The sequence below is a fragment of the Stenotrophomonas sp. Sm2128 genome (assembly GCF_030985535.1).
GTDB classification, from domain to species: Bacteria; Pseudomonadota; Gammaproteobacteria; order Xanthomonadales; family Xanthomonadaceae; genus Stenotrophomonas; species Stenotrophomonas maltophilia.
In genome coordinates this window covers 18,587-29,394 of record NZ_JAPTFQ010000064.1, presented here as the reverse complement: position 1 = coordinate 29,394, position 10,808 = coordinate 18,587, and the positions used below count along the sequence as shown (strand labels likewise).

21 protein-coding genes are annotated in these 10,808 nt (G+C 65.3%); 1 reads left to right on the top strand and 20 read right to left on the bottom strand.

The features are described from left to right. Positions 1-154: 154 nt before the first annotated feature. Genes O0K41_RS16635 through O0K41_RS16540 form a run of 20 tightly spaced genes read right to left on the bottom strand, consistent with a single transcriptional unit; the run spans position 155 to position 10,290 of the window. Positions 155-523: a DUF2528 family protein gene (locus O0K41_RS16635; RefSeq protein WP_049403075.1), complete on the bottom strand. Its 369-nt coding sequence runs from the start codon at positions 521-523 to the stop codon at positions 155-157. An 8-nt stretch (positions 524-531) separates the two neighbouring features. Beyond that, positions 532-1,437: a recombination-associated protein RdgC gene (locus O0K41_RS16630; protein ID WP_308304535.1), complete on the bottom strand. Its 906-nt coding sequence runs from the start codon at positions 1,435-1,437 to the stop codon at positions 532-534. Then, the gene (locus O0K41_RS16625) at positions 1,424-1,741 is read right to left on the bottom strand and encodes a hypothetical protein (protein ID WP_065428038.1); all 318 of its coding nucleotides are present in this window, start codon (positions 1,739-1,741) and stop codon (positions 1,424-1,426) included. Before O0K41_RS16625 ends, O0K41_RS16630 begins: the two co-directional genes overlap by 14 nt. Continuing rightward, positions 1,738-2,256 (bottom strand): hypothetical protein, encoded by a 519-nt coding sequence (locus O0K41_RS16620; RefSeq protein WP_308304534.1) that lies wholly within the window; start codon positions 2,254-2,256, stop codon positions 1,738-1,740. Before O0K41_RS16620 ends, O0K41_RS16625 begins: the two co-directional genes overlap by 4 nt. Position 2,257: 1 nt before the next feature. Beyond that, entirely contained in the window at positions 2,258-2,869 is a 612-nt protein-coding gene (locus O0K41_RS16615) for a DUF3164 family protein (RefSeq protein WP_049403072.1), read from the bottom strand. Next, positions 2,866-3,120 carry a hypothetical protein gene (locus tag O0K41_RS16610; RefSeq protein WP_049397737.1) on the bottom strand — a complete coding sequence of 85 codons (255 nt, stop codon included), beginning with the start codon at positions 3,118-3,120 and terminating at the stop codon, positions 2,866-2,868. The genes O0K41_RS16615 and O0K41_RS16610 overlap by 4 nt, the downstream gene beginning before the upstream one ends. Further along, positions 3,120-3,599 (bottom strand): hypothetical protein, encoded by a 480-nt coding sequence (locus O0K41_RS16605; protein ID WP_125899021.1) that lies wholly within the window; start codon positions 3,597-3,599, stop codon positions 3,120-3,122. The genes O0K41_RS16610 and O0K41_RS16605 overlap by 1 nt, the downstream gene beginning before the upstream one ends. Next, a complete protein-coding gene (locus O0K41_RS16600) occupies positions 3,596-3,823 on the bottom strand; it encodes a hypothetical protein (protein ID WP_049397735.1) in 228 nt (75 codons plus the stop codon). The genes O0K41_RS16605 and O0K41_RS16600 overlap by 4 nt, the downstream gene beginning before the upstream one ends. Beyond that, positions 3,816-4,091 (bottom strand): hypothetical protein, encoded by a 276-nt coding sequence (locus tag O0K41_RS16595; RefSeq protein WP_040006676.1) that lies wholly within the window; start codon positions 4,089-4,091, stop codon positions 3,816-3,818. Before O0K41_RS16595 ends, O0K41_RS16600 begins: the two co-directional genes overlap by 8 nt. Beyond that, the gene (locus O0K41_RS16590) at positions 4,081-4,470 is read right to left on the bottom strand and encodes a hypothetical protein (RefSeq protein WP_053092093.1); all 390 of its coding nucleotides are present in this window, start codon (positions 4,468-4,470) and stop codon (positions 4,081-4,083) included. Before O0K41_RS16590 ends, O0K41_RS16595 begins: the two co-directional genes overlap by 11 nt. Before the next feature lies 1 nt (position 4,471). Next, positions 4,472-4,780: a hypothetical protein gene (locus O0K41_RS16585; protein WP_049403070.1), complete on the bottom strand. Its 309-nt coding sequence runs from the start codon at positions 4,778-4,780 to the stop codon at positions 4,472-4,474. Then, the gene (locus tag O0K41_RS16580; RefSeq protein WP_049403069.1) at positions 4,780-5,019 is read right to left on the bottom strand and encodes a hypothetical protein; all 240 of its coding nucleotides are present in this window, start codon (positions 5,017-5,019) and stop codon (positions 4,780-4,782) included. Before O0K41_RS16580 ends, O0K41_RS16585 begins: the two co-directional genes overlap by 1 nt. Beyond that, the gene (locus tag O0K41_RS16575) at positions 5,012-5,248 is read right to left on the bottom strand and encodes a hypothetical protein (RefSeq protein WP_024957599.1); all 237 of its coding nucleotides are present in this window, start codon (positions 5,246-5,248) and stop codon (positions 5,012-5,014) included. The genes O0K41_RS16580 and O0K41_RS16575 overlap by 8 nt, the downstream gene beginning before the upstream one ends. A gap of 1 nt (position 5,249) precedes the next feature. Beyond that, positions 5,250-5,648, bottom strand: coding sequence for a hypothetical protein (locus tag O0K41_RS16570; protein WP_049403067.1), 399 nt, complete (start codon positions 5,646-5,648; stop codon positions 5,250-5,252). Between the two features lies 1 nt (position 5,649). Continuing rightward, on the bottom strand, positions 5,650-6,825 hold the full coding sequence (locus tag O0K41_RS16565) for an AAA family ATPase (protein ID WP_049403066.1): 1,176 nt from the start codon (positions 6,823-6,825) through the stop codon (positions 5,650-5,652). Continuing rightward, positions 6,822-8,624, bottom strand: a complete 1,803-nt coding sequence (locus O0K41_RS16560; protein WP_049403065.1) for a DDE-type integrase/transposase/recombinase — start codon at positions 8,622-8,624, stop codon at positions 6,822-6,824. The genes O0K41_RS16565 and O0K41_RS16560 overlap by 4 nt, the downstream gene beginning before the upstream one ends. 1 nt (position 8,625) lies before the next feature. After that, a complete protein-coding gene (locus O0K41_RS16555; protein WP_049403064.1) occupies positions 8,626-9,546 on the bottom strand; it encodes a hypothetical protein in 921 nt (306 codons plus the stop codon). A gap of 14 nt (positions 9,547-9,560) precedes the next feature. Then, positions 9,561-9,854 (bottom strand): helix-turn-helix domain-containing protein, encoded by a 294-nt coding sequence (locus O0K41_RS16550; protein WP_008267142.1) that lies wholly within the window; start codon positions 9,852-9,854, stop codon positions 9,561-9,563. Next, positions 9,851-10,084 (bottom strand): hypothetical protein, encoded by a 234-nt coding sequence (locus O0K41_RS16545; RefSeq protein ID WP_024957604.1) that lies wholly within the window; start codon positions 10,082-10,084, stop codon positions 9,851-9,853. Before O0K41_RS16545 ends, O0K41_RS16550 begins: the two co-directional genes overlap by 4 nt. Next, positions 10,081-10,290 (bottom strand): hypothetical protein, encoded by a 210-nt coding sequence (locus tag O0K41_RS16540; protein WP_024957605.1) that lies wholly within the window; start codon positions 10,288-10,290, stop codon positions 10,081-10,083. The genes O0K41_RS16545 and O0K41_RS16540 overlap by 4 nt, the downstream gene beginning before the upstream one ends. Positions 10,291-10,403: 113 nt before the next feature. On the opposite strand from O0K41_RS16540, the gene O0K41_RS16535 reads away from it, so the two are divergent. Beyond that, a complete protein-coding gene (locus O0K41_RS16535) occupies positions 10,404-10,775 on the top strand; it encodes a helix-turn-helix domain-containing protein (RefSeq protein ID WP_024957606.1) in 372 nt (123 codons plus the stop codon). Positions 10,776-10,808 lie beyond the last annotated feature (33 nt).

The following is a 10,808-nucleotide window of genomic DNA, read 5'->3' as shown; positions in this document are numbered from 1 at the left end:
TTCGCGGTCGGCGAAGAACGCTGGCGTCGAACCAGGCGGCATCAGGTAGCCAAGAACCGCATCCACCGCCGCTCGAATGGCTGAGCGTGACGGGCCGTTGGCCACGGCGCGAGGCGCAGCCTTGTAGGCCCGCCATGCCGCGTCGTACACGGTCTCATCCATGAGATACCTCCACTTCCTCGACCTGCATGAGGCAGGAATCGAGATCGGGCCGGTCGTCCCAATCGACCAAGCGGATGCCGTGGGGCGACGGCCAGCCCTCCAGTTGATCGAACTCACGCTGCATACCCTCGGTCGAGTAGCTGGAGTTCACGTCCAGCACCCACCCCATGAACTCGGCACCCGCCATCTTGATGACGGCCAGTACCGCGTCGCCGTCGGCTTCTCCAAGGCGCTCATCGGCACCGGTCCAGAACTTGTTGATTTCCGTCGCCAGCTTCGGCGTCAAGATGCTGTGGTCGATCTCAAGCTGTACCTGGCCTTCGCCCCAGTCACGTTCAATCTTGTAGCGCTTGATGGTCATGCCGGGCCTCACGGGTTCGTTGAAAGGTGGAAGGCCTGTTCCAGCACCAGGAACAGGCGGCGAATCTCGCCGCTCTGCAGGGCAAAGCGGGCGTCGAACTCGGCGCGGCGGCCGTCGGCATCGGCCTGCTCCAGTTGGGAGAGCGCGCAGTCCAGGAACTTCAGCTTGCGCAACACCAGGTCATCGCCCAGCTCGAAGGACAGCGCGTCCTCCAGCACCAGGGCCAGCTTGGTGACCTGCTTGCCGGCATCCAGGTGCTTGTCGATCTCGTCGCTGCGCAGTTCCTGGTCGCTGCAGCGCACCTTGGCGCCACCCTCGACCGGATCGCGCAGCTCGGCGGACTCTCCAAGGGATAGCCCGTCCGGCAGCGGCTCGCCGGCGATCCAGCCGGTCAGGATCGAGCGCGGCGCGACCTGGGCATTCAGCGGGACTGCCGGGAAGCCGCCCAGCAGGCCGTGGATATCGGACACGAAGGCCTCGCCCACCTTGCGGCTGGAGGTGTCCACGGCCACATAGCCGTGGGTCAGGTCCAAGATCGCGTCGTGGCGAGTGTTCTTGACGAAGGCCTTGGGCAGCAGCTCGTGCAAGATGTCGTCCTTCATGCGCTTGCGCTCACGGCCACCGGGTCGACGCCCCTGTTCCTGTTCCATGACCTGAAGACGACTCTCCAGCGCACGGTTGACCACCGCGCTGGGCAGAATCTTGTTCTCGCCACCCACTGTCAGCCAGAGGAAGTCGCCCTGTCGGCACGACAGGCGCTCCTGCTCCTCACGGCCGAAGGGGGAAATGAAGCCGCGCGAGTTCATTTCCAGCGGTCCAACCGGCTTCAGAACGCCATACGGCAGCACGGATTCGACTTCGGAGAAGTCGGTGCTGGTCGGAAAGCGGAACAGCACCAGGTTACGCATGAACATGGCGGTTCTCCTTTGGGTCGGTGTTGAGGTTGCTGGCGCGCAGTGCGCCCCAGCGCAGCCGACGCGGGTGCTGGGAACACCACGCAAGCCAAGCCCCAAGCGCGTCACCCTTTGCCCGCTGCGTCTGCGCCTCTGGCACACCCGGTACAAGCAGCACCCCCTGCATCACTCCCTTTCCGTGCCTGGCTGCGACGCTGATCACCTTGCGCAGCTGCGCGCTGCTCCATTCGGCAATGAAGATTGCGCCGTCCGGCACGTTTGTTCCGAAGCCGATCTGGCCATTGGCCCAGCAGTACGCGATCACAATTGCACCTCGCAGATGGATTTCTGAACCTCGTGGATCAGATCCAAACGTTGGTTGGCGACAGCCAGCGCGGCGGCCATCGCGCCCACCGCCTGCTGAGCGCAGGGGCCGCACATGGGCGACTCGGGCGCACCGGTGGGCATGTCGCAGTTGACGCAGGCATGACGCGGGCCGGTGGTGGCCACCTCGGGGTCGGTGCGATCTTCGAAGTGCAGCAGCGCCGGCTGGGAGATGTGGCGCTTCAGGCACCAGGGCAACGCGTCTCCGCGCGCCTCGATGTACCGCACTGCCTGACGGACGGCATAGCGAGCAGCGGTCGCGTCTTCGCCTTGAACGTTGCCGCAGGTGGCGTCGAAAAAGCGCAACCCGTCCAGCTCGACGGCCAGAGCGTGGATCTCGAGGTCGGCCCGCGCCGCTCGGTCGGCGATCTCCACCGCCAGAGCCAAGGTGCTGGCATTGAGTGCACCGCGAACGCCGTCGAAGCGGAAGGTGCAGGTATCTCGGATCTTCGGCATGTCAGACTCCTGCCACGTCGAGGGAAATCGGCTGGTACTGACCCCGTGCATCGCGCTCGTAGAAGCGCACGTAGGTCTTGCTGCCCACCACCGTCACCGCATCACTGATCGCGGTCATTGCCCGCTGCCAGCGGGCGTCATCGAACTGCAGCCGGCGCAGTGACAGCACCTCTGCCGTCTTGATGCTGCCGTCCTGGCCCACCTTGAAGGCGCTGTTGACCAGGGTGCGCAGCTCGGCGCGCGAGCCTTCGGTCCAGTCGTTGAGGCACTCATCGATCAGTGCCTTGGCGGCCTGCAGGCGCTCATCGAACTGGATTGTGTCCTGGCAGGCGCGCAGGATCTTGAAGCGGCCATCGTAGGAATACAGGCTGACGTTGCCCTTGTCACCGCCGATCTTGGCGCCGTACTGCTCGCCGCTGAGCTGCACGAACGCGCCGATATCGGCGAACGTATCCGCCTTGAAGGTGCGCAGTGCTTCGCGCAGTTCCAGGGCGCGCTGGATCTTCTCCTGCACCAGCTGGTCACGCGCCAGATCGATCGGCTTGATCTGTGCCTCGGGCACCAGCCGACCGTTACGGTCTTCGCGGTAGCCTTCGGGAATGGATGGGGTCATTGGGCGCCTCCTTGGGCGGCGGGGGTGACAAACGGTTGAGTGGGCCGAAGGACATCGGGGACGCCTTCGACATGGATAGGGCTGGTGGCGGTGAACCAGTCGGCGCGCCAACGGCGGGCGGCATCCAGCGAGATGCCGAGCAGGCCGGAAATGCGCTGTGGTGTGAGCTGGCGCGGGTTCTGCGTACGCGCCCACAGCGCAAAGCGCATCGCGCGCAGGTGGTCGTAGCGCTGGCGGCCGGTGCGTGCCATCACTCCACCCCACCGAAGATGCGATCGAAGTGGCTATGCAGCGAATCGACCAAGCGACCACCGAGGTAAGGCGGCAGCTCGCCTTCCAGATCCTCCTGGGACTGACACACGGTGCCGATGGAGGGCATCAGCGGGCCTTTGTCGAAGGCGGGACCTTCGTAACCGCCAGCAGCAGATCGGGCCTTCTGCGCCCCTGTCGTACCCGGCCGAATGCCGCGCACACGCTGTGCCTGCGCGGCCGCCAGAGCCACCTGGTCGATCTTCCAGTCGGGGTTGAGGCGGTAGTTGCGGGCCACCCCTTCGCCAACGCGCAGGATCATTCCGCACCGCACCGCCTTGGCGACCGCGTTGGACACATAGCCGCGGTAATGGAAGCCATGCTCCATCACCCGGTCGATCAGATCCGCAGAACGGACCACGCTGGCGCCCAGTGACAGGGCGATGGCGTGCTGCATTGCGACGCTGGGGATAGCACTCATGGCTGGACCACCTGCGGCTGGGTGATGCCGGCTTCCGTACGCGTCAGCACGATGACCGGTGCAGGGCTGGGCGTGGTGCGGGCGACCACGCAAACCACCGCGCGGTGCTTGCCGTCGACCTTGCTGCGGGCTTGGGCATCTTCGATCGCCTTGGCCGAGTCGGTGAAGGTGTCGCCACCCACCCACTCAGCAGGGACCACCAGGAACTGGCCGCGCTCAGCCATGAGCCACCTCCCGCAGCATCGGAGGACGCTGGGTCCACTCCAGCTGCACGCCCTGGTACTCGGCGGCCATCACGCGGTCCTGGCCGCCGCTGCCGTTGGGCTGCCGGCGCTTGAGGTGGCCACCCACCATCGTGGGAGGGCGGTCCAGAATCAGTACCGCACGGCGGCCATTGCTGTGCAGGCCCAGTATCTCGATGCCGCTGTTCTCCAGCTCGCGGGCAGTGTTCGCGGCGGCATACAGCACATCGGAGTTACGTTCATGGTTCATGGTTGGAATCCTCGTCGGTAGCGGGCTTGTCCAGCCCGAGTTGTCCGTACAGATCCGGGAGCGCAACGCGTTTCATCGCGCTGACCTGCTCCAGGGAGGTCATGGCGCGCCCGACCAGGAAGGTGCAGGCGCGGTCCAGTTCGGCCGCACTGGCGGCAAGGTGGTAACCGTGAGCCGGGTGGGCGCAGATCGGGTGCCCCTCGCGCCGCAGCTGCTCGATGATCTGGCGCAGGCGGCGCTCGTCGGCGGTGCTGGTGCGTGAGGTGATCTGCTGCACCAGGTCGCGGGCGGTGATGCCGTTGACGGCGCCGCGACGGCCCTGCAACTGCAAAAGCACCGTCTGTGGGGACAGCTCTTGCGGTAGCAGGGCCAGCTGCATGTCAGATGGCCCCCCGATCAATGCCGGCGGCAATCGCCAGGTCCAGAATCTCGTCCAGTTCCAGCAGCCAGCGCTTGTTGGTGCTCTGCGAGATCACCAGCACGCCGGTGTGGATCCACACCTCGATCAGGTACTCACACCTGGAGTCAGGGTCCTGTACCTGGATAGCCCCCACTCGCGACGCTGTGGGGAACATGTGGCAGTCCTGCACCAGCACCCCGATGGACTTCTTTCGCTGGGGGTGCTGCGCGCTATGGCGCTTGCGGTTGTGCACCTGGCCAAGGCAACGCTGGAGGGTCGGAACGGCCATCATTCCTCCTCGTCGTCATCGCCGTCGCGCAGCTGGTCGACCAACGCTCGCAGCTGCTGCAGGTTGAGGTTGTCCAGCAGCGAGGCCATGCCCTGGCCGTCGCGCCACTCGATGCCGGCACGGTGGAACAGGTCGCGGTGCATCACCGTTACCTGCCGGTCGGGCAGCTCGGCATCGCGCATCAAGTAGAAGGCGAAGCTGCGCAGGTACTGCGCCCCAGAGGTGTTGAAATCAGCCATGAGCCACCCCTTCACGCCGCAGCACATCGGCCGGAACATGGGCAGTGATGCGCTCCCAGTTGGCGCGCGGCACGATCACTACCTGCAGGATGTCCACGTTGATCGGCTCGGGCTTATCCTGAATTTCGAAGGGAATCAGGATGACCTGATTTGCGAACGCCCACGCTTCGCTCTCCGGTACCCTCACCATGCCCTCTGCGGCCGGCCAGCCTTCAGTTCGGATCGCCATATCAGCAGCCCCCCTGTTCGTCGCGAAGGCGCAACAGTCGTTCCAGCTCTGCGGTGCCAAGGGCTAGTCCCCGAACGACGTTCTGAATGCGGGTCTCAACGTCATCCTCTGGATCGTCCTCCAGTCGACTGAGGCCCTCCCAGGCGCTGGGGTTGAATGCACTGCCGGCAACCAACTGCTGAAGTGGGGCGATTTCCATCGCGCCGTTCGCATCGACACTGACAACGTCCTGGTTCATCCACGACGGGAGCAGATAGAAGGCCGCAGCTGCTGCAAGTTCCTCCTGCGCGTGCTCGTCGTCGTGCTCGGCGGAATAGCCCTTCTCATTGACCTGCCGGTGACGTTCATCAGCGACAAGGTCAAGGGCAGTTTTGAGCGAAATGGTCAGATCCGAGCGCATCTCACACCCCCCGCACGACGTCAGCGGTGACGGTCGGCACGCCGAGGTCAGCGGCGCGGTTCATCGCGGCGGTGAGCGCGTTCTGGACGGCCAGCGGGTAGAGCAGCGAGCCCGCACCGCGCGAGGGAACCAGCTTGGTGCGCAGCGCGTCGATGGCACTCTGTTCCACCACCTTGTCCAGCGGCACCTGGGCACGCTTGAAGCGGTGCGCCAGGTAGGCGCCCAGCTCGTTGTCCAGCGGCGGCAGCGTGATAATTTCAATGCGCTGTACTACTTCGCGCACCTCCGGGTTGTGTTCGGAGAGCTTCACGCCCAGCTCGGGCTGACCGATCAGGATCACCGACAGCAGCGGGCGCAGCCCGTCCTTCAGCTCGCGGAAGCGCTTGAGGTGCTTCAGGGTCGGCAGCGGCAGGCTGTGGGCCTCTTCGATCACCAGGACGTGGCTGTGACCGGCGCGGGCGCTGTCACGCAGCGACTCGTGCAACTGGCGGAAGCGGGCTTCGGGGCTGCTCTTCGGCTTGGCCAGCGGTGCGACGGCGGCCATGATCGCCTCGGCGATGTGGTGGCTGCGCAGGGTCTTGCCCACCGCATCGCTGCCTTCGCTGGCCAGCACGTAGGGCTGGATCACGATGACGGCCTGCTCCTCGCGCTGGATGCGATCGACCAGGTCTTCGCGCAGCGTGCTCTTGCCGGCACCGCTCTCGCCGATCACCGCGGCAAAGCCGCCGTGACGGGCCACCTGGTACATGCTCTCGCGGACATAGCGGATATCCGGGGAGAGGAACACCTCGTCGGCGCTGGCCGGATCGGCGAAGGGATTGGTGGTCAGGCCGAAGTGGCGCTTGGCCTGTGGGGTCAATGCCTGAAAACGCAGTAGCATGGGATCTTCCTCGTCGTGAATGTCGTTGTCGTTATCGGTGTCTTGCGGTGGGGAAACCGGGGCCGGCGTGTTGGAGCACGTCGGCCCCTCCTTTTCATGCCAGTGGGCGTCGGTCACGCCGTGCTGGGTCAGGCAGGAACTGATGGCAGCGCGCACCACTGCCGGATCGCAGCTGGTGGGCAGCTGGCCGTGATTGATCAGGGCATTGAGGGCCGGTCGGCTCAGGCCGGCAGCTGTGGCCAGCACGCCCTGTTTGATGCCTGCGTCGGTGAGCAGGCGCTTCAGGCGCAGCGTCATGCCACACCTCCTTCAACCAGGCGCAGGCCACCGCGATCCGGTGCTGCCAGGGTGTGTGCCCAGGATTCGACCTGATCGACCGGCAGGCCTTCAGGCCAGCGCTGGGCGGTACGGGCGTAGTGGTCAGGCGACCAGGCCGAACCGGCTGCCTCCACCAGCGGTTTCAGGCGCATGGCCGCCTCCACATGGTTCAGTGGCGGCAGCTCGGCGCGGATCGGCGCAGGCTCGATGCGCTGGGCCGCCAGCACCTGTGGTGCATCGACCTGGGCGATGCGTCCCGAGCGCGGCAGGCTCGGCGTCACATTGGCTTCGCGCAGGTGCTTCATCGGATCCACTTGGCCCCCGAAGGCCACTCGCTTTGCCTTGCGTGCCACAGCGGCCTCAGCATCGGTGTGGACCTGCATGGCCAGCCGATCCAGTTCCTTGCGAGCTGCGTCGGCCGGCGTCTCCGGAGCGGTCCGGTACTCCGTGCCAACCTGGGCAGCGCTGTCCAGGAAGCCCCAGTCGTCGCGTCCGATGCGCGGTGCGATGTAGTGCACAGGCGCGCAGTCCTGTGTGCCTGGCATCAGCACGCGTACGCTGCCCTCCGGATCCAGAGCATTGACCACCACGTCTACGCGCTGACCGTTGATCAGTCCCGGCACCCCACGCACGTCGTACTGCTGTGCCCGGAAGCGGATCATGCAATCGCGTACGGTGCAGGCCTTGGGCGCGCTGGTGGCCAGCTGTCGCAGCACTTCCACGGCCGGTGCCAGGCGCAGCTGGTCCTGGGTGATGCGCAGCCACCCATCACGGCGCGTGTAGCCGGTGCGGCTGTGGATGCGGGTGGCGTTGTAGGCCTGTGCCCACTGCTGGGCCAGGGTATTGATTTCCTCCAGACTGGTGACCGGTGCACGCAGCTTGAGCAGGGCCTCGAAGTGGGTTTCGATCAGGTAATTCGCGTTCTCGACCTGGCCCTTGGCGCGTGCATTGCCCACTTCATTGATGATCGGCTCGATCCCGCAGGCCGCCAGGAAGCTGCTGGTGCTGGTGGCCGTCATGGCACTGCCGGGATCCATCATCAGCAACTTGGGAACGCCGTGCATCGTGCCGATTTCGCGCCGTGTCATTGCGTGGATCAGGGCCGACAGCAGGTTGGCGCTGCTTTCGGCACCCAGCACGTAGAACAGCTCGATCGCACCGCTGGCGTGGTCGGTGATGGCATAGCGCCACAGGCGGCGTTCTGCGATCTTGGTGAAGTTGCCGGGCTTGCCGCGATAGAACTCGCGCTTGTCCATCACCCGTGTGCCGTCATCAGCCAGGTAGAACTGGCGGCTGACCGAGGCGTCGATCTGCCACAGGTGGTTGGGATGCGGGGAGGACAGCCGTGCAGCCGGTGTGGCCGCTGCCAGCTGGTCACGGTGGAAGCCGTAATGGCGGATGGCGCGACAGATCGCCGAGGTGCTCAGCGGGACAATCTCGCCCGTCGCCTTGTCCACGCGCATTGCCTCGATCCTGCCGTTGGCACGCAAGGCATCCACGGCCTCCTCGACCGGCAGCGCACCGGTACCGGTAAGGCGACGGGTTTCCTCGACGATGGCCGCGATCGAGGCCGCTTCGTCACGGGTAAGTGACAGTTCGCCCGCATCGGACCTGCGCTTGCGGGGTTTGAGGGCCGCCGTCACCTTCGACAGGTGGCGGTAGGCCGTCTGGACCGAGCATCCCAGCTGCTCGGCCAGCGCGGAGGCGATGCGCCCCTTGCTGCCGTGCGGCGCCGCCAGCAACTGGCTGGCCGCAGCCTGGATGAGGACCTCGGACACGTCAGATCCCCGCGTCGTTGGTGACAGGGATCGCGATGGCCAGTTCCTCATCGTCGCGGGCGATGCGCACCGAGGTGAGGAGCCGGCCGATCACGTCGCTCAGGAACAGCGCCGCATCTTCCTCGACGTGGTTGTCGCACGCGAAGTCGGCCAGTTCCAGGATCGCCGCGCGAAGGCCATTGCCCTGGCCGCCGATGGCAGCCAGCACAGTCTGCTCAGCTTCGGTGACCGACTGCTTGAGCGTGACGAGCCGTTCGTCAGGGGTGGCGCTCTTCCAGCGATGCTGTGCCTTGAGGGTCTTCTCATGCTCCTTGTTCAGATCCTCGCTCAACTTGTTGATGCGCTGATCCTTTGCGTCCAGATCGGCGCGAGCGTCCCGAATGGCGGCGCGCAGTTCGGCACGGGACATCGTCTCGATGTCATCGAGAGACAGTCCGCCGGTTTCACCCTGCTCGGCGAGCTCAGCGAACTGCTCCTCTGGCAGGGACAGGAGTTCGATGAGGCGGCTCTGGCTCTTGGTGGCTTCGATCAAATGTTTCGCATGCGAAACATTTGGGAGCATGGCCACACGCTTGGATGCTTCCATCATCCGGAACGCCTGAGCCTTGCCAATGCCCAAGCGATCAAGCATTCCCTGCCATTCACCATGTTCGGCGCATTCCCGAGCCACGACCAGGTAGCGACCGGCGCGCAGGAAGGCTTCGCAGCCCCGGCGCAGCTCGCCCCGGATGGCGTTCTCATAGTGATCCGGGTGCCACGGCAGGCCGTCACCGAACTGGTCCACCACCTCGGTTTGGTGCTCGCCCAGCGTCACCAGTTCCTGGTTGCGCTCGGCCAGCTTGCCTGCATCCAGCTCCGTACCCACAGGCTCGGCCTGGGCCAGCGGCTTGGCGCCGCGCTTGTTGGGTTGCTTCTCTGCCATTTCGATCCTCGTCATCAGTTGGGGCTACGGCTGTAGCGGTTCTTGAAGTCGTCCAGTTGCCGTTCTTCACGGGCCACCTCGGCCTGATGGGCCAGGGCGATCTGGACAATTCGGGGGGACAAGCGCCAGTTGTCCTGGTCGAAGGGGGAGCGCTCGACCAGGCCGTCCTCGGCCAATCGCTGCAGGTTGCGCAGCGTGGTGCTGGGGGATTCGCCGATGCCGTCGGCAATGGGTTTCAGGCGCAGGCCGGTGCGGCTGTGCCCGGCCAAGGCGAACAGCAGACGGGCGAAGATGCTTTGCTCGCTCATGCCGCAGCTCCCTGCTGGCGGCGGGCCAGCTCCTTCAGGATGCGAACGGCGCGGCGATCGGCCGCGTCCACGGCACCAGCCAGCGGCAGGGTGTGGGCCAGCGGCTCGTCCGATTCGACGGCGCACTGCCAGTTGTTCACAGCGGTGGCGTACTGGTCACGGGCCGAGGCAAGCAACAGCTCCAGTTCGCGGGTCGGGACTTCGTCCAGGGGGCGGCCGGCGGTGCTCATGCTGAGGCGCTCAGGCCTGCGGCCTTCAGCAGCCGGCGCCGCAGGGCCTGACCCTTCGGGCCATTCCAGCGTCCGATGAGGACGTCTCGGGCGTTCTGCGGCGGGACGCCGTTCTCCATGCACCAGCCGCGGAGACTGGTGCCCTTGCCAACGAAGGCGGTGCGGACCTTGAGGTGAAGATCCAGGCTGGGGGCGGGTTCGCTCATCGCGTGTATCCTTTGATCCTTGTTCCATTGGTTGGCTGCTTTGGGCGCTGCCAGTGGAAGTAATCATGGTACGGATTTCCGTGCCTGTCAACACATATGGCATGGAATTTCGTATGACGATCGGAACCCGTCTGAAGAGCGAGCGGGAACGCTTGGGCCTCACGCTGCCTGAGTTCGCAGAACTCGCTGGCGCGAAGAAGAACACCGTGATTGATTGGCAGAGAGATGCATCCAGCCCTCCTGCCGCCAAGCTGGCTGCGCTTGCTGATGCGGGAGTGGATCCGCTTTACGTGCTGACGGGGCAACGCAGCATCGCACGCCCCGGCATGACGGACACTGAGATAGAGCAGTTCAATGACGTGGTGGATACGTTCTGGGCGCTGTCCGATCCCGGTCGCGTAATGGCCTTGAACATGCTGACTGCACTGCTGGCAAAGGAAACCCAAGAAGGGTCTTCTCGGGGACTGCGTAAGCCAAAGACCTGAGTCCGTAGATGACCTGCTGTTGAGCTTTAAAGG